The organism is Paenibacillus liaoningensis (assembly GCF_059609455.1).
This window is the reverse complement of sequence record NZ_JCAALU010000007.1, coordinates 301,070-318,158: the sequence shown is the minus strand read 5'-3', so window position 1 is coordinate 318,158 and position 17,089 is coordinate 301,070. Positions and strand designations below refer to the sequence as shown.

Sequence of the window (17,089 nt, the reverse complement as noted above, 5' to 3'; positions counted from 1 at the left end):
TTAGCGACCTCCTTCTGCCCATGGAAATAGCTTCTTGTTGAGTAAAGCAAACAAACGATCAATGATGAGTCCGAGCATGCCGATAACGAGTATGCCCATGAAAATCATATCCGTCTGCAAATAGCGCTGCGCTCTAATAATCATGAATCCTAGCCCGGAGCTGGCGGCAAATAGTTCGGATGCGATGAGGTAAGACCATGCCCATCCCATTATAAGGCGCATCGTATTCATAAGCTCCGGCAGCAGTGCAGGGAGGAGCACCTTGCGAAGCACCTGTAGCTTATTGGCGCCAAGCGTATAGGAGGCCTGCAGCAAATCATTGGATACTGCGCGGGCATTGTCGGCAACCATCAGCAGCATTTGAAAGAAGCAGCCTACGAAAATGACCATAATTTTTGCGGGCTCCCCAAGCCCAATCCAAACAATAATGAGTGGAATAAAGGCAGTGGCGGGCATATAACGAATGAATTCGGTAAGCGGTACAAGCACAGCTTCAGCAAATTTAAACGTACCTGCCAAAATGCCGAGTGGAATAGCAAGAAGGCAGGTGAACAAATACCCCATGAGCACCCGGTAGGAGCTAATGCCGACGTAGCTCCAGAAATCAGCGCTCTGGACGCTGCTCCAAAAGGTTTTGCCGACTGTGCCAGGCGTTGGCAGAAAGGTCGGATCGACCAGCTGAGAGTAGCTTAATAAACTCCACACCACAAACACGGCGGCGAAGGTACCGACAACAGTAGCCAAATAAGCTTTACGGCTCATCTCCCCACGGATTTTAAAAAGGTTGGATAAGGTGTCCATCAACGTTATTCCTCCTGCTTATGCGAACAGGCGGCAGGCGGATTCGTCCGACTGCTGTCCATTCGCATCGATATTTTACATAGCTAGCTGTTTATTTAAACAGGAAAGGATTAATGGCACCGCTTGTGTCAAGCGACTCGGTCAATATTTTTTGTTCGATAAAAAATTGTACGAATTCAGACATTTGCTTCTCCCAAGCTGTCTGATCCTCCATGAGCATTTTTTGGGAATCCGCAAGTGTAGCTAAATCAAGCGTTGCTGCTGTACTTTTAACAGCCTCGAGGTCCATACCAAGCTCATCGCCAACAAGCTGCTTGCCTTCGTCTCCATTGTTGAACAACGCAAGGCCTTCATCAAAGGCTTCCGCCATTTTTCTCAGCTCATTTGGATATTGGTCAATGATGCTTTTCTTGGTTACGAGAGTATCGACAATGAGATCAGGTGCATCAGCTGTGGAGTAGAGCAGATGTCCATTTTTTTCTACCGCCTGAGATAGGTAGGGCTCCCATGTTACCGCTGCGTCAACTTGTCCGGACATGAAGGTCGAGCCGGCAAGGTTGTTGTCCATATTTACAATTTTGACATCCGATTCTTGCAATCCAACCGTATCCAAGGCGTGGAGCAGCAGAAAGTGGGCGAGAGAGCCAATGGATACGGCTACGCTTTTGCCTTTAAGCTCGGCCAAAGAAATAACGGACTGACTGGCAATAATGCCGTCTGCACCTTTGGATTTGTCGACGACCGCAATAATTTGGATCGGGTCATCAGCCTTTTCCTTCGATTTCATCTGCACGACAGCATCGAGCGACTGCACGACTACATCCAGTTTGCCTGACATAAAGGCATCCTTTGTGCTGCCTTCCATTTTTACAAATTCGACGTTAACGCCTTTCTCCGCAAAAAGGTTTTTGGCTTGGGCGATGATCGCCCCTGCAGAGCCGATCCAGGGACTATAGCCGAAACGAATCGTTTTGGAGCCGCCTTCGCTGTTGTTACCCGCGGTTTGTGCGCCGGATGGGGAAGCTGTAAGAGCGGGGGATTGGCTAGGTGTGTTATTGCTTCCGCATCCAGCAATGAGGAGCATTACGGAGAAGAGAAGTGACAGCGTTGTAAACATATGCTTTTTTGTCATGGGTGATTCCTCCAAGTGTTCGTTATCGGCTTGCTTATCCAATCGTTCTAAAAGACTGAAGCACAGGCACCTCCCTAATAAAAATAAAAACCCGGGAGATTATTTATGAAATAATCTCCCGGGTTTTTATCCCTCCGTGTCACTGACGCATTAAGGTAGCGGCAGCGGTTTACTCTCGGACCTGACCCAAATTGGCGGAACCCTAGTAAACTGTAAAACCGTTATTCAGTTAATGTAATGTATACTAACATTTAAAAGTTGATTTTGACAAGAGTTTTTATGAAATATTAAATTTATTTAAGAGAATAACCAATTAGTTAACTCAATATGTTATCTATAAGTTATGTTTTGCGTTGGATAATTTCGTTGTTTTTCTATATTCATAACGAAATAGGAGAGAAAAAAGAGAAAAGGCAGAGGAGAGGGCCTTGCGCGCCCGTTCCTCTGCCTTTTTAAAAATGGCCAGCCAATCAACAACGAAAATTTGTCTCTATTTCAGCGGCTTGCTGCTGCTTAATTTTACCGCATGAGCTTTGCGCAGCGGGATGAGAATAGTCAAGCTGACCAAGGTGACGAAAATAGTGGCGCCCATATCGGATAAAATGGCAATCCACAGCGTGAGCCAGCCTGGTATGGTCAGCAGCAGCGCAAGCACCTTAAGCCCGAGTGAAACCGCAATGTTGAAGCGAATCACCCGGTTTACCTGCTTGGCAACGGATATAGCCTCGGGCAGCTTGCCCAAATGATCCTGCATGAGCACAATGTCCGCTGTTTCAATAGCGCTGTCTGTGCCCTTGCCCATGGCAATGCCAAGCTGGGCAGAGGCAAGAGCGGGAGCATCATTGATGCCGTCACCGATCATAGCGACTTTGCCGCTTTCCCCAAGCTCTTTAATGCGCGCTACTTTATCCTCAGGGAGCAACCCTGCGTAGAAAGTAGATACCCCGACAGCCGAAGCTACCTTATCGGCCGTTTTTTGGTGATCGCCCGTCAGCATGACCGTACGTTTAATGCCCTGCTGATGAAGCGCAGCAATGACCGCACGGCTTTCCTCGCGAATTTCGTCAGCGATTCCGAACACGCCAAGCACTCGATTGGCATTTGCAACAATGACGAGCGTGAGTCCAGACGCTTTCATCTGCTCGATCGTGTGGCGCACCTGATCAGGAAAACTTAAATGCGCGATGCTTTTCTCATTGCCGAGCCAGTAGCGCTCTCCATCAATGACAGCTTCCATTCCACGGCCGGCTACATTGATCATTTCCTCTGGCTCTGGCAAGCTGACTCCGCTCTCTTGCACAGTCTTCATAACCGCTTTAGCGAGCGGATGGGAGGAGGAGCGCTCCATCGCGCCGGCAACCTTATAGAAAAGTGCATCCTCATAAACTTCCACCTGTACGACATGCGGCTCACCTTTGGTTAAGGTGCCTGTTTTATCAAAGGCAATCGTATCGATTTTACCAAGCTGCTCCAAATATACGCCGCCTTTAATTAAAATGCCGTTTCGGGCATTGCGCGTAATACCCGAAACGATGGCAATGGGCGAAGAGAGAATAAGGGCGCATGGGCAGCCAACAATCAGCACAGAAAGGCCTTGATAAAGCCATTTTGTCCAATCCCCTTGCAGCAGCAGAGGAGGAAGCAGAGCCACAAGCAAAGCAATGGCCATAATAAGCGGCGTATAATATTTGGCGAATTTATTAATAAACAGCTCGGTTGGCGTCTTTGTTTCCTGGGCTTCCTCAACCAAATGCAAAATCTTCGCTAGCGAGGAATCCTCATAGGCTTTATCAATTCGAATGATCAGTACGCCTTCATTGTTAATGCTGCCGCCAAATACGGTATCCCCAGCTGCTTTGTCGACCGGAAGCGACTCGCCAGTAAGGGCAGCTTCGTTGACCGAGCTTTTCCCCTCCGTAACAGCACCGTCCGATGGGATTTTCTCGCCCGGCTTGACGCGGACGATGTCTTGCGCCTTCAGCGAGGTAATGGGAATAACCAATTCCTTTCCATCTATCAGCTTGGTCGCTTCCTTTGGCGCTACCTGCAGCAGCGTCTCCATTGAACGCCGCGCCTTCTCCATGCCGTAGCCTTCCAGCCATTCATTGACGCCGAACAATACGGCGACGAGCGTCGCTTCCTTCCACTCGCCGATGGCGATGGCGCCAACAAGCGCAATGGTCATTAGCGTATCAATGTTGAATTTTAACTTGAACAAATTGCGCAGTCCGCGCCAAAAGGTCGTATAACCGCTGATGGCAATGGCTGCCAAGTATAAAGCGATTAACAGTGGTGCGCTTAGCGCCTGCTCCAGCAGCAGCGCTCCGCCATAGAGTACGCCGGAAGCAAGCAGCAGCTTCAGCATATGGGAGTTTCCGCCTCCATGGCTATGATCATGTCCATGGTCGTCGTGAGCATGGCTGTCGCCATGCGAATGAGCAGCTTCCTCATGGCAATGACCGTCATGGCAAGCGTGGTCATGAGCCGAATGAGCATGAGAATCAGCGCTATGGGCCGATCCCGATCCTTTAACGGCAGCGGGAGCAGAAAGCTTCTCTAAATAAGCGCCTTCCGACTTCAAAATTTGTTCAACCTTCTGCATCGAAATTTGCGCATTGACAAGCAGCTTGCCCGAATTATAGCTGAGCTTGGCATCTTCGCCAAACGTCAATTTTTGAATTTCCGTCTCCATCGTATGGGCGCAATGGCCGCAGGTCAGACCTTTAACACGATACTCAACCATGATTCAGCCCTCTTTCCTATCAATGTATGAATAAGTGCTCATATATAAATAATATGCCTCGATGACAGCATCTGTCAAACCTATCTTTGCCAATTAGCTCCAGAATCATGAGGCAAAGCTGTTTAAAAGCAGATTATGCAAGACATGGAGCGGCGTGTCTAATGCATATAAATAGGGAGTAGAAGGAGCGTGATGAATTGAACGAGAAGGTGAAGAAATATTACCAGCTTAAGCAGAAGCAAAAGGAACTGGAGCAGGAGCTGGCTGGCCTGCGAACGGAAATTTTAGCTTATTGTGCAGAGCAGGAAGCAGGGGAGCTGACTGTAGGGCGCTATAAAGTAAAAATTGTCGCACAGGAGAGGCGGGAATACGATGAGGCGAAACTGCTTGCAGCACTTCCCGAGCCCGATGCCTGGCGCCTCGTTTCCAAAGTGGACCCAGCAAAGGTATCCAGCCTGCTGCAGCTAAACGTCATTAGTGAAACCAGTCTGCAGGATACCTTTACAACGAAAAAAATCTCTTTATTGCAGGTTGATAAACTATAATTTCCACCCAAAAAGGCGATTGCAACCGTTGGACTGAGATTGTTTATGCTCAGACTGCCAACGCTGCAAACGTCTTTTTTTATTTCTTTTCATAAATTAATTTCCATATATATCATAATGTAAATGGATTGCACGATTAAATAATAATCCGTTTAGCGGTATTTAGAATCCGTTTTAAGGTAGCCGCTATTTTCGCATTGGATTACGCTTTAAGCAGAGCAGCGCCAAAACAACAGCTGCGAAAGGAGAAGTGGTGAAAATGGTACGAATTAGACTCAGTATATTTTTTAGCGTTTTTGTTGCCATGGTTGGATTGATGATTATAGCTCCTGTCATGCCGCCGCTTATCCGCGAATTGGGACTAAGCGAAACACACTCGGGCTTAATTATTTCCTTAGGTTCCATTGCCATGGCCGTGATGGCTCCGGTATGGGGGCGAAGAAGCGATTCGTTAGGGCGGAAGCCGGTCATTTTAATCGGTTTTATAGGCATGTTTGTCAGCTACATTTTGTTCACGGTCATCATGTATGCTGGGCTGTCGAAAATGATAAATGGAACGCTGCTGGTTGTGCTGCTGATCGCAGCGCGTGCGATGGTTGGACTATTCATTCCAGCCGTACCTTCGTCGGCACAAGCTTATATGGCGGATGTGACCGATGAAAAGGGGCGTTCGGCCGGCATGGCCTTAATCGGGGCTGCCAATGGGCTGGGACTGGTGCTCGGACCGGCAATTGCGGGTGTTTTTGTCCTGATTGGGCTGCTATGGCCGTTATATATCGGTGCTGCGCTGCCGCTTATTGCCTTTGTTGTCGTCCTCTTGTTAATTCCCGCTCAAAAACCGGTCATTCGAGAGAAGCCGCCCAAAGTTAATCCGTTCGCCAAAGGGCTTCGTCTGTATTTGTTTGCTGGACTTGCCACGATGCTGAGCATCGTCACTTTGCAAGTCATTGGCGGCTTTTATTTTCAGGATCAGCTCGCTTTGACGACGCAGGAAACCGCACGCGTGGTATCGCTTGGCCTCATATTTAGCGGAGTCGCGATGATTATTACCCAAGGGCTGCAAATGAAAAATACAAAATGGCAGCCAAAGCCGCTCATTCTTGCTGGCGCTTTGCTTTTGCTCGTCAGCATGGCTATTTTTCTTTTTGCTATGAGCTTAATTGGTTTTTATACGGCTTTCTTTATATTCGGAATTGGTGCGGGATTGATGATGCCGGGCTTTATGGCGGGCGCTTCGCTTTCCGTTTCACCAGAGCAGCAAGGCGGCGTCGCAGGCATGGTTGCATCGGTTCAAGGAGTGTCCGCTGTGATCGCGCCGATACTAAGCACGACCTTATATCAGGTGGATAAACATCTGCCTTTTATCGCGGTTGCCGCGATTGTGCTCATTATGGGAATTACACTGCTTTCCGTGAAAAATAAAGCGGCTGCAGGCCAGCCAGCCTCCGAAAAACATTTTTCTACTTGACTTTTTTAAACCAGCAGTCGTAATATAATACCTACATCTTCATAACTGGCATTGACCAAAGACATGATTCCAATTTCGGGCCGCCCAGAGAGAGAAGCGATTGCTGCAAGCTTCTTCGGATACCGGATATGGTTTTACCCCTTTGCAGCCGTGCTGCTGAACCCGCTCCCTTGTGCGAAAGTAAGCTTCACCGCTTTATCTGCGATAACGGATACCAATAAGGGCCTTTTATCCGGGGCGCTGCAGCAAGGGCTGTGGCAAGCTGGCGATAAGGTCGAATAAGGGTGGAACCACGAGCCGAACGCACTCGTCCCTTTCCGGGATAGAGGCGTTTTTTTTTGCGTTCATAAATAGGCAGAAGTGGAGGCTCAAGCGATGAAAAATCAAAGCGAAAATCAAAATCACATACAAATCAAGCTGCCGGATGGCGCAATTAGAAGGTGCCCAGTTGGGACAACAATGGAACAGCTCGCTGAATCAATCAGTCCTGGGCTGCGAAAAAAAGCCGTCGCTGGCAAAATCAATGGGGAAGCTGTTGATTTAAGCTATTCCATAGAGGCAGACAGCGACGTGGAAATCATTATTTTGGACAGTCCGGAGGGGCTGGAAATTTATCGGCACAGCACAGCGCATCTTTTGGCGCAGGCATTGAAGCGGCTGTATGGCAAGCAAGAGGTTCAGCTCGGAATTGGGCCTGTCATCAGCGACGGTTTTTATTATGATATTGCCATTGCAAGCCCGCTGCCGAATGAACAGCTCGCCGTCATTGAGCAGGAGATGGCCCGAATTGCAGAGCAAAATCTGCCGATCATTCGCCGTGTTGTCAGCCGGGAGGAAGCGCTGCAGCTATTTGAGCAGCTAGAGGAGCCGCTAAAAGTCGAGCTGATTCAAGCTTTGCCGGAAAATGCTGTTATTTCGCTTTATGAACAGGGCGAATTTATCGATTTATGCCGCGGGCCGCATTTGCCAGCAACTGGCTGGATTAAGGCGTTCAAGCTGCTGCACACAGCGGGAGCCTACTGGCGTGGTGATTCCAATAACCAAGTGCTGCAGCGCATTTATGGCACAGCGTTTCGGAAAAACAAGCAGCTGGAGGAGCATCTCCATATGCTCGAAGAAGCGAAAAAGCGCGATCACCGCAAGCTGGGCAAGGAGCTAGGGCTATTCATGTTTTCGGAGGAAGCGCCTGGCATGCCGTTTTATTTGCCGAATGGCATGATTATACGTAATGAGCTGGAGGAACTGGAGCGCGGCATTCATCGCGAACGGGCCTATGATGAGGTTCGTACACCGCTGATGCTGAACAATCGGCTATGGGAGCAGTCCGGTCATTGGGAGCATTACAAAGACAATATGTATTTTACACATGTTGATGACGCGGTTTTTGCCCTCAAACCGATGAATTGTCCGGGACATATGCTTATATTTAAAAATGAGCTCCGTTCTTACCGAGATTTGCCGATCCGCCTTGCCGAGTATGGACAGGTGCATCGCCATGAGTTTTCAGGGGCGCTCAATGGGATGATGCGGGTGCGGACGTTTTGTCAGGATGATGCGCATTTATTCGTCCGGCCCGATCAGATCGAGGAGGAAATCGCTAAAGTAATGGCGCTCATTGACGATATTTATTCGATCTTTGGCTTTACTTATCGGGTGGAGCTGTCCACTAGGCCAGCCGATTCCATGGGCTCGGCACAATTATGGGATCAAGCGGAGGAAGCGCTCAAAAATGTGCTGGTCCAGCAAAATGTCCCTTATATGCTCAATGCAGGAGACGGCGCCTTTTATGGGCCGAAAATCGACTTCCATATTCGCGATGCGCTTGGCCGCAGCTGGCAATGTGGAACAATCCAGCTTGATTTTCAAATGCCTGAAAAGTTTGATTTGACTTATATCGGCGAGGATGGAGGAAAGCACCGACCTGTCGTCATCCATCGTGCCGTATATGGCTCCATTGATCGGTTTATGGGCATATTGACAGAGCATTTCAGCGGCGCATTCCCGCTGTGGCTCACACCCGTACAGGTGAAGCTGCTTCCTGTTTCAATCGTACATTTGGATTATGCCCTGCAAGTCAAGCAACAGCTTCTGAAAGCAGGCCTTCGTGTGCAAGTCGATGCTCGCAGCGAAAAGCTTGGCTACAAAATTCGGGAGGCGCAGCTGGCGAAGGTGCCTTATACGCTCGTAATCGGGGACCAGGAGGCGAGCGAAGGGACGGTTTCGGTTCGCAGGCGCGGCGTGAATGAGCAGCAGGGGATGTCTATTGCGCAGCTAGTGGAGCAGCTTTCCCGGCAAGTTGCAGCTAAAGAGCTGAACGCTAACGAGAGCGTATAGCGGACTTGTGCTGCCGGACTTTCTACTGGCGATAAGCTAAAAAGCAGGAAAGAGCTAAAGGACGGCATCCAGGCTATAAAGCTTGGTGTGCCGTCCTTTTTCATTGGATTAAGAGGGCTGCCTTGTGTAAACGAGCACCGCATCGCGTAAAAATGCAGCAGAACCGGGCTGCTTCTCATCATAATAGGCAGTGAAGCGCTCATCGTCAACGTACATTTGGGCAACGCCAGCATGCGCTTCCTTCGAATAGCTGCCCCAGTAGAAGCTCAGCCATTGCTTGTGCAAGTCAGCTGCTTTCTGTGCCAGCTCGCCCGCAGGATCACCTGTCAGGAAGGCTGCCGCCAGCGTCGTCAGCACATCCTCGCCGAGCTTTTCCACTTCAGCGTGCTGCGCTTCTGTCATATTTTTAATAGCATCGTTTGAGCGGTTGACGGCTGCTTCCCCATATTTGGCCCTGATTTCTTCGCCATACTTGGCCTCATTGTCATCCAGCAGCTGCTGCTTGAAGCCTGCGAACTTTTCTTTATCGTTCATCGTTTGTTTCCCTTCCTTCTGCAATAATGTTTGGTCGAGATTGGCAATGAGCTGATCGAGCTGCTGCCTGCGCTCAAGCAGCTTGCTGCGATGCTCCAGCAGTGCCGCATGAACGTCGAAATTAGGCGACGTAATAATCGCTTTAATTTCCTCCAAGGTGACGCCAAGCTCCTTGTAAAATAAAATTTGCTGGAGCAGCTCTACCTCGCTCAGTCCATAAATCCGATACCCTGAAGAGTTGATGCGTGCCGGCTTCAATAGGCCGATTTCATCATAATAACGCAGCGTTCTCGTACTAACGCCAGCCAAATAGCCTAGCTTCTGAATGGTGTATTCCATATGCTCACCTCCTGACAAATTTATCGTACACGTTGACGGCGCGTGAAGGTCAACCGTTATTTTTCCCTGATGGAGAAGGACACTTAAAAAGCATCTGAATCCGCTATAATGAAGAGGTAATGGGAAGATTTACTTGGCCTGAAATACAACCAAAAGCCCCGTCAGAAGAGAGTGTTCTTCTGATGGGGCTTAATCGTTTTGATTTTACATTTATGTTTTGATTTAAAATTTAATGCTGGCGCCTAGAAAGTAGCCGATCGTAACAAAAATAAGCACCCATGTAAGTGAGCCGAGACTCGTAATGAGCAAATACTTGCGGAAAGGCATTGAAGTAATGCCGGAAATGTAGCTGGTCATGCTCCTAACACCCGGAATGAAATAGCCGAAAAACAGCGTCCATATGCCAAAGCGGGCAAACCAGCCCTTTACCTTTTCAAAACGTTTGGTTGTGAGTCCGACCCACTTGCCATGCTTGTCGATTAAAGGCTGTCCAAATGTTTTGCCCAGCGTGTAGCTTAAAAGCATGCCCGTTATAGCTCCCGTGAAACTAACCAGCAAGGAAATGGAATAATTTAACACCATAATCGAACATAAATATCCGATAAATAACATTAATAATTCGTCTGGAACCGGAAGCCCGATAATGCCGAGAGCAAGCAGCCCGAAGACGGCGTAATACCCGTACTGAGAAATCATTTCTATGGCAAAAGTCATAACCGGCTCACTTCCTTGCGTAGTCTTTTTTGAAGGCGGGAAATGGAATTCGGCTGACCATTAAGACAGAAAGCAGACCCATTAAGGCGAGAGCAGCAGCAGGCTTCATTTGACTATTTAAAAAAGGAGCAAGCGCCAAAATAACCCCGGCGGCTGTAATCGGCAAACCAACAAAACCTTTCACTTGGCCTTTTATATTGAATCTTGCCAGACGCAGCGCGCCGCAAGCTAGAAATAATACAGCGGCAATCGGCCCTAGCCACAATGAACCGTCGAGCTTGTACAGCAGGACCAGAAATACAGGCGCGATTCCAAAGGAGACCAGATCAGCCAGCGAATCCAGCTGTTTGCCGAAGTCGCTTGCACAATGAAGCCATCTGGCAAGCAGTCCATCAAGTACATCCCATAAAGCTGCCGTCATAACCATGGCGAAAGCAAGCTTATACTCGGCTTTTATCGTAAAAAGTAAAGACAAAGTCCCGGCTCCCAAATTCAATAATGTACAGAGGGAGGGCAGCCAGTTTTTATTCATGTCAATCAGCCCCTTGATGAATGAAATCCTTTTTTTACTTGCAGGTTAATAATGTAACAGGCGGCTGTGACTTTTATGTGTCCACTTGTCCCTCTTTTATATCTTTAACGACAAAATCCCTATTAATTCACTTTATTAAACGACAATGTTAAATTTTAATGTCGATTTTCATCTTTACATAAATGAATAGGCGCCTCCGCCAGCAAGGGCGACACCAAGCAGCGATGCCATCATCACTAAATTGTACTCAAACCCGCCGTTAACCGACCAGAGTCCTTTGCTGCCATGTACTTTGACGATGGCAACAATCATCGTCAAAATCAGCAGCACTGCACCCGCCACAACCGATAGACCGGAAGCAAATAATACTCCGCCGATCAGCTCGGCAAGTCCAGCGCATACGACCATCATTGCGCCAGGACGGAGGCCAATCGCCTCAAAAAAACCAGCTGCTCCTTGAATCCCTTCGCCGCCGAACCAGCCGAACAGCTTCTTGCAGCCATGGCCAATCATAAGGAGTCCAATAACTAAACGGATTATTAATAACCCTAAATCTAACATTTATAAATCATCCTTCCTCGTATACATACGCCATTACACTCGTTCTAAGGAGCAATCATACTGAAATCTCATTTTTAAGTCAATATCGTGCAGAAAATAATTTATTTTTTCCGCTTGCTTGTATCAGAGTATGGAAATGTGCTAATGTCGTTGTCGATATGATGAACAGGAGAGATAAATGATGAGCCAAGCAAAACTTTGTTTTATCGGTGCAGGCTTTCATGCCTCGACGAATATTTTTCCATCCGCAGTAGAAGCAGGAGCTGAAATTGCAGCAGTATCCACCCGAAGCCTTGAGCGTTCGCAAGCCGCGCTTACACGCTTCGGCAGCAGCGGGACACCGTATGATGACTACAAGCAAATGCTGCAAAATGAAGAGTGCGATGGCGTTATTGTTGTAGCCCAGCCTGGCGATCAAACGGAAATCGTTATGGACTGCATTAGAGCGGGTAAACATGTATTCGTCGACAAGCCGCTAGGCTGGACTGCCGAAGAAGCGGCAGCCATTGCGGAAGCAGCTGAGAAGGCTGGCGTCGTGCTGATGGTCGGCTTTATGAAACGTTATGCCCCGATCTATCTGAAGCTTCAAGAGCTGATTGAGTCTGGCGAGCTCGGAGCAGCGCGCTCGTTCCAAATTCGTTTTGCCTGCGATAGTACAGGCTTTAGCAAAAACGAGGAGCAATTCCTGAAGCTTGCTGCCATCCATCTCGTTGATCTCATGCGCGGCTTGTTTGGCGAAGTGGCGCAAGTTGCAGGGTTTAACAACAATTTGGGCGAAAATATATCCCAGTCGTTTTCTTTGAAATTCGACAACGGTATTTCCGGCAGCGTTTATTTTGCAGGCATGACCGCTTGGTCGAGCGAAAGTGAAAGCGTGCTGGTTACCTTCGACAACGGCCATGTCGTAGCCGAAGATTCCAAAAAGCTGTCGATTCACAAGTCGCTTATGTCTGGCTCCTCGTCGTACCAGACGCTGTCCGAGGAAACAACGGTGCTGACGCCGTCGATTTCCACGATGTCCGGCTGCTTTGGCGACCTATATACGCGCGGCTTTGTCGGTGAAATGGCCCATTTCATCGCCTGCTGCAAGCAAAATTTGACGCCGAATTCGAGTGGTCGGGACAACATTGGCACAATGGATTTATGTGGCCGCATTTTGAACGCACTGAACTAGTATTAATCACTGTAAATCTGCGAGGATCACCAGCATGAACGCTTCCAGCTCCGTCTAAAAGTTTGAAAAAGCCTTGATTGCCGCGATGATTCGCGGCTTTTTTGCTGTCTTTTTGCCATGCAGGCCTCAGCATTCAGTATGAGAGCAAGTGACGGCTGAAAAAACTTTGCCAAAAAGGACATATGTCCTTTTTAAAAGGGTAAAATAGGTTTACATTTAAGAAACTGAGGATGAGCGACAGCAGAGAAGGTGCCATATTGCGTACAGAATTGCGTACAGATACAGATTCCATTGAACGGATCATTCAGGGACATGGCTGGCTGAAGGAGATGTTTGAGGAGCTTCCGAAGCAGGTGCAGAACTGCTGGGAAGTGCGCCGCTTTCATCCGGGCGAGACAGTATGTGATCAAGCCAGCGACATGGTCTATGTGTATATTTTGATTTCCGGCGAGCTTGCCGTAGAACGAAAGCTATCTGACGGAAAAATGTTCCGGCTCGCCATGCTGATGCCAGGTGACGTTATTGGCGATATTGAGATTAGCCTAGATATGCCGTTTATTAATCAGGTCGAGACGACACGCGAGTCTACGCTGCTTGCCCTCGATAAGCAGCGCTTCAAAAAGTGGGTCATCAACAGTCCCGCTTTTCTGCACCGATTGAACGATCAGCTAGCGAATAAGCTTTTCCAGCAGGGGAGAAAGACGCTTGAAAACAGCTTTTATTCAATGGAGCATAAGCTGCTGGCCTATTTTTACGAGGCATTGGGCCATGCTGATTTTCAGAAAAAGCCCGTGTTTGAGCTCTTTGCCACTCGTGAGGAAATGGCGCGGCAGCTTGGCGTAGCGGTGCGCAGTGTCAATCGAATTATGAAAATGCTGAAAGAAGAGAAGCTATTCGTCGTAAAAAAAGGGCGATTGCTGTTTACCCAACAAAGCAAGCAGTCGATTGAGCAAAAGCTGAACAGCAGCAACCGCGCGATGTTTTAATAAATGGGGATAGCACAGAATGGACGGCGTTAAATGCTGCTAGCATTTAGGCTTGCCATTTGAACAGTGTGCGACGTGTTTCTTCTATATATAATAGAGTGCTGTTAGAGAGGCCTAATTTATCATTTTGATCTGCTGAAAGATCCGCTGCTGAAGCGGGTCTTTTTTATTTTGCAAACAAGCTTTTCAGGAAGTCGTTCGTATGCTAATGTTAGCTTATAAATGATTAACGAAACCTAACAAAACTAACCGATATCTCTATTTTAACTAAAGGATGTGCAGCTATGGCTAACAAGGTGACGATGCAGCAAATTGCTGACTATTTAAATGTTTCAAAATTCGCTGTTTCTAAAGCGCTTTCAGGAAAGCCGGGCGTTAGTGCGGAGACGCGCGAGAAAATAGTCAGCGTTGCCACGCAGCTCGGCTATTTTTCCGGACAGAAGCTCAAAGCTCCTTCCGCCAGCTTAAGCGGCGACAAAGCAAGCGAGCGTCAAACACGCGATACAGTCATTTTGCTTGTGCCTAACGTGAGATACCAGACGCGGGACTCTTTTTTCTGGGGCAAAATTTTGGATGGCATTACGATGGAGCTGGAGGAGCGGGAAATTGGCACGATGATGATTACGGAGCAGTTCAAAAATCATTTCTCGCAGTTCATTAACCCGAGCAGCATTTGCGGCATTATTGGCGTTGGCCAAATCACCTCGCAAATGCTGCTTGAAATTAGAAGTCTGGGCATTCCTTTCGTGCTGGTGGATCATGAAGACCCGCTGATTCCGTCGGATACGCTCTTTATGAACAATATGGAGTGCATGCGCAGAGTGACCAATTATTTAATCGGCTGCGGTCACCGCAAGCTGCAATTTGTCGGCAACACTCACTATTCGCGCAGCTTTCTTGACCGTTTTCTCGGGTATAGCTCCATGCTGGAGGAGCATGGGCTTGTGCAAGAGCAGGAGTCTGAGCTGTTGACGTTCGAGGGAAATAACCGATCAGAAATGACAGAGGCACTGGAGCTGATTGTGAAAAAAATGGTCCAGGAAGCAGCGCTGCCGACCGCCTTCATTTGCGCCAATGATTCCATTGCCATCTGCATCATGACGGTGCTGGCTAAGCTACATGTTGCCGTTCCTGGCGAATGCTCCGTTGTCGGCTTTGACAATATTGAGGATGCGGCTTGGTCAAAGCCTACGCTCAGCACCGTCGATGTGCAGAAGGAGGCTTTCGGCCGCCGTGCTGTGGAAATGCTGCTGCGCCGGCTGAAGCACCCGAGCAGCCCGCAAGAGAAAATTTTGCTGTCGGGCGATTTCGTCATGCGTGAATCGACTTCCAGCTCCATGACGCAAAGCTAAGGGGCGAATGCGATGGGAGACTCGAAATTTGGGCTGCGGCGCTGGACTTTCTTTCCGGCAACCCGCATGGAAGCAAAGCTGTTTATCGTGTTCGTACTGCTGATCATTATTCCGGTTGGCGGGCTTACTTATATTTCTTCGCTGCGTTATACGAATACGATTGAGAAAAATACAGTTACCTATGCAGCGGAAATTTCCGACAAAATGGTCAGCAAGCTCGACGACTATACGAAGGATATGAAAAAAATTTCGATTATACCTTCCTATCTCGGCGAAATTCAGGAGGGGCTTAAGCTCTCTAATCATTATTATTCGCAGGTGGAAGCCGAAACAGGAGGCAACCCTAATCTGCATGACGGAAAAAATATACAAATGAAGCTGCAAATCCAGCGCAAAATCGAAAGCAGCATTTATTTTATGAACAATATTAAGGAAGGCGCCAGCAGCGTCTATTTATTTGATGCGTACGGCAATCCCTATTATGTCATGAAGAGCGGGGGCGCCCGCGCCAATCTGCCTGAGTTTTATAATCGCTGGCATGAAACCGCTGCTGCTGCAAATGGCAAGCCTGTGCTGATCAGCACGCAGGAGGTAAGCGGCGATACGAATCGCAAGCGGTATGTATTCACGATCGTACGCAATATTATTGACAGCACCTACCACTCCGTCGGCATAATTGCGGTCGATGCCAGCATTGAAGTCATTGAGAACGTTGTGAATGATCTGGATGAGACGACGAAAGGCACAACGCTCATATTGGATGAGGCGGGTACCGTTATTTATGACAGCGAGCAAGCCTTTCTTGCTGAAAATTTATCCGGCGATGCGCTGCTCCAGCAGGCAGAAGGACAAAACGGCAGCTACATCGTCGATAAAAATGGCAAGGAGCAGCTCGTCATTTATCGTAAATCCGAGGAATCCGGCTGGCTCACTCTTATTCTCATTCCGAAGGAGCAGGTGGAGGCCGAAGCGATTCAGACGCGTAATTACACGGCAGCGGCAGCAATCGCCATTATGACGCTGGCTCTGCTCATTTCGATTGTGCTGATTTTTGCGCTGACGAAGCCGATGCGCGAAATGGTGAAGCTGATGAAGCAGGTACAGGCGGGCAATCTCGATGTCGCCTTTCCGGTGCGCCGCCGCGATGAAGTCGGCATGCTTGGCAATGCCTTTAACCGCATGATGGTGAGAATCCAGCTGCTGATTGAAAACATTTACCGCATGGAGCAGCGTAAAAACCAGATCGAGCTGGAGAGCTTGCAGCGCCAGATTAATCCTCATTTTATATACAATACGCTGGAGTCGATTCGGATGACCGCTGTGCTGAACGATGATCCTGAGGCAGCTGAGATGGTCCAGCTTCTTGGACAGCAGCTCAGGTACAGCATTCATGCAGGAGATGAAACGGTGACGGCCAGCCAGGAATTTGAGCATTTGCGCATGTATATGCGGCTGATTAACGACCGCTTCGGCGATCGGTTTCAACTGGAGCTTCCGGAGGGAGAAGCAGCCTGGGGCATAAGGGTTATGAAGCTGCTGTTCCAGCCCATTGTGGAAAATGCCGTCAACCATGCGTATGAGGATTCACGGGAAACGATGCTCATTCGCATTGACTGGGGAATCGTCGGCAGAGAGCAGTGGTTTACCGTTGCCGATGATGGCTGCGGGATGGAGGAAGCACAGCTGCTTCGGGTACGCAATGCCTTGTCTGCTGCCGAGCCGCTAGAGCCAAACGGAAGAGGCATTGGACTGCGCAATGTGCATGAGCGCCTGAAGCTGCGTTTTGGCGTCAGCTATGGCTTAACGATCGACAGCGAGCAGGGGAAGGGAACACGGGTAACGATTCGGATGCCGCTGGAACAGGAATGAAAAGC

General features: G+C 48.7%; 15 protein-coding genes and 1 riboswitch. Of the genes, 8 read left to right on the top strand and 7 right to left on the bottom strand.

Features of this window, described 5'->3' with window-relative positions; all coding sequences use genetic code 11:
- From AC6B99_RS12605 to AC6B99_RS12595, 3 genes are all read right to left on the bottom strand, one after another.
- Positions 1–801, bottom strand: coding sequence for an ABC transporter permease (locus AC6B99_RS12605; RefSeq protein ID WP_056040484.1), 801 nt, complete (start codon positions 799–801; stop codon positions 1–3).
- A gap of 91 nt (positions 802–892) precedes the next feature.
- Complete coding sequence (locus AC6B99_RS12600; protein WP_494879186.1) at positions 893–1,933, bottom strand: ABC transporter substrate-binding protein; 1,041 nt, start codon at positions 1,931–1,933, stop codon at positions 893–895.
- A gap of 113 nt (positions 1,934–2,046) precedes the next feature.
- Positions 2,047–2,150, bottom strand: a riboswitch (guanidine-I (ykkC/yxkD leader).
- A 273-nt stretch (positions 2,151–2,423) separates the two neighbouring features.
- A complete protein-coding gene (locus tag AC6B99_RS12595; protein ID WP_496663465.1) occupies positions 2,424–4,676 on the bottom strand; it encodes a heavy metal translocating P-type ATPase in 2,253 nt (750 codons plus the stop codon).
- A 197-nt stretch (positions 4,677–4,873) separates the two neighbouring features.
- Between AC6B99_RS12595 and AC6B99_RS12590 the strand changes: the two genes are divergently transcribed.
- The 4 genes from AC6B99_RS12590 (at position 4,874) to thrS (ending at position 9,023) form a co-directional block, all read left to right on the top strand.
- On the top strand, positions 4,874–5,221 hold the full coding sequence (locus tag AC6B99_RS12590; protein WP_056040479.1) for a hypothetical protein: 348 nt from the start codon (positions 4,874–4,876) through the stop codon (positions 5,219–5,221).
- A gap of 259 nt (positions 5,222–5,480) precedes the next feature.
- On the top strand, positions 5,481–6,689 hold the full coding sequence (locus tag AC6B99_RS12585; protein ID WP_056040477.1) for an MFS transporter: 1,209 nt from the start codon (positions 5,481–5,483) through the stop codon (positions 6,687–6,689).
- Between the two features lie 63 nt (positions 6,690–6,752).
- The gene (locus AC6B99_RS12580) at positions 6,753–6,971 is read left to right on the top strand and encodes a hypothetical protein (protein ID WP_155973426.1); all 219 of its coding nucleotides are present in this window, start codon (positions 6,753–6,755) and stop codon (positions 6,969–6,971) included.
- 93 nt (positions 6,972–7,064) lie between these two features.
- Positions 7,065–9,023 carry a threonine--tRNA ligase gene (gene thrS, locus AC6B99_RS12575; protein ID WP_496663464.1) on the top strand — a complete coding sequence of 653 codons (1,959 nt, stop codon included), beginning with the start codon at positions 7,065–7,067 and terminating at the stop codon, positions 9,021–9,023.
- A 108-nt stretch (positions 9,024–9,131) separates the two neighbouring features.
- Here thrS and AC6B99_RS12570 read toward each other — a convergent pair whose 3' ends face one another.
- From AC6B99_RS12570 to AC6B99_RS12555, 4 genes are all read right to left on the bottom strand, one after another.
- Positions 9,132–9,896 (bottom strand): MerR family transcriptional regulator, encoded by a 765-nt coding sequence (locus AC6B99_RS12570; RefSeq protein ID WP_056040471.1) that lies wholly within the window; start codon positions 9,894–9,896, stop codon positions 9,132–9,134.
- 222 nt (positions 9,897–10,118) lie between these two features.
- Entirely contained in the window at positions 10,119–10,610 is a 492-nt protein-coding gene (locus AC6B99_RS12565) for a DedA family protein (protein ID WP_056040469.1), read from the bottom strand.
- A gap of 7 nt (positions 10,611–10,617) precedes the next feature.
- The gene (pssA, locus tag AC6B99_RS12560) at positions 10,618–11,142 is read right to left on the bottom strand and encodes a CDP-diacylglycerol--serine O-phosphatidyltransferase (protein WP_056040466.1); all 525 of its coding nucleotides are present in this window, start codon (positions 11,140–11,142) and stop codon (positions 10,618–10,620) included.
- 174 nt (positions 11,143–11,316) lie between these two features.
- Entirely contained in the window at positions 11,317–11,703 is a 387-nt protein-coding gene (locus AC6B99_RS12555) for a DoxX family protein (RefSeq protein WP_056040464.1), read from the bottom strand.
- Between the two features lie 181 nt (positions 11,704–11,884).
- Between AC6B99_RS12555 and AC6B99_RS12550 the strand changes: the two genes are divergently transcribed.
- From AC6B99_RS12550 to AC6B99_RS12535, 4 genes are all read left to right on the top strand, one after another.
- On the top strand, positions 11,885–12,877 hold the full coding sequence (locus AC6B99_RS12550; protein WP_494879190.1) for a Gfo/Idh/MocA family oxidoreductase: 993 nt from the start codon (positions 11,885–11,887) through the stop codon (positions 12,875–12,877).
- A gap of 257 nt (positions 12,878–13,134) precedes the next feature.
- A complete protein-coding gene (locus AC6B99_RS12545) occupies positions 13,135–13,863 on the top strand; it encodes a Crp/Fnr family transcriptional regulator (protein WP_056040460.1) in 729 nt (242 codons plus the stop codon).
- A gap of 284 nt (positions 13,864–14,147) precedes the next feature.
- Positions 14,148–15,215, top strand: a complete 1,068-nt coding sequence (locus tag AC6B99_RS12540) for a LacI family DNA-binding transcriptional regulator (RefSeq protein ID WP_056040458.1) — start codon at positions 14,148–14,150, stop codon at positions 15,213–15,215.
- A gap of 12 nt (positions 15,216–15,227) precedes the next feature.
- Positions 15,228–17,084 (top strand): sensor histidine kinase, encoded by a 1,857-nt coding sequence (locus AC6B99_RS12535; protein WP_056040456.1) that lies wholly within the window; start codon positions 15,228–15,230, stop codon positions 17,082–17,084.
- Positions 17,085–17,089 lie beyond the last annotated feature (5 nt).

Excerpts from the sequence above, each read along its gene's own strand:
- AC6B99_RS12605 (WP_056040484.1), bottom strand. The coding sequence starts at position 801 with ATGGACACCTTATCCAACCTTTTTAAAATCCGTGGGGAGATGAGCCGT.
- AC6B99_RS12600 (WP_494879186.1), bottom strand. The coding sequence starts at position 1,933 with ATGACAAAAAAGCATATGTTTACAACGCTGTCACTTCTCTTCTCCGTA.
- AC6B99_RS12595 (WP_496663465.1), bottom strand. The coding sequence starts at position 4,676 with ATGGTTGAGTATCGTGTTAAAGGTCTGACCTGCGGCCATTGCGCCCAT.
- AC6B99_RS12585 (WP_056040477.1), top strand. The coding sequence starts at position 5,481 with ATGGTACGAATTAGACTCAGTATATTTTTTAGCGTTTTTGTTGCCATG.
- AC6B99_RS12580 (WP_155973426.1), top strand. The coding sequence starts at position 6,753 with ATGATTCCAATTTCGGGCCGCCCAGAGAGAGAAGCGATTGCTGCAAGC.
- thrS (WP_496663464.1), top strand. The coding sequence starts at position 7,065 with ATGAAAAATCAAAGCGAAAATCAAAATCACATACAAATCAAGCTGCCG.
- AC6B99_RS12570 (WP_056040471.1), bottom strand. The coding sequence starts at position 9,896 with ATGGAATACACCATTCAGAAGCTAGGCTATTTGGCTGGCGTTAGTACG.
- AC6B99_RS12565 (WP_056040469.1), bottom strand. The coding sequence starts at position 10,610 with ATGACTTTTGCCATAGAAATGATTTCTCAGTACGGGTATTACGCCGTC.
- pssA (WP_056040466.1), bottom strand. The coding sequence starts at position 11,142 with ATGAATAAAAACTGGCTGCCCTCCCTCTGTACATTATTGAATTTGGGA.
- AC6B99_RS12555 (WP_056040464.1), bottom strand. The coding sequence starts at position 11,703 with ATGTTAGATTTAGGGTTATTAATAATCCGTTTAGTTATTGGACTCCTT.
- AC6B99_RS12550 (WP_494879190.1), top strand. The coding sequence starts at position 11,885 with ATGAGCCAAGCAAAACTTTGTTTTATCGGTGCAGGCTTTCATGCCTCG.
- AC6B99_RS12540 (WP_056040458.1), top strand. The coding sequence starts at position 14,148 with ATGGCTAACAAGGTGACGATGCAGCAAATTGCTGACTATTTAAATGTT.
- AC6B99_RS12535 (WP_056040456.1), top strand. The coding sequence starts at position 15,228 with ATGGGAGACTCGAAATTTGGGCTGCGGCGCTGGACTTTCTTTCCGGCA.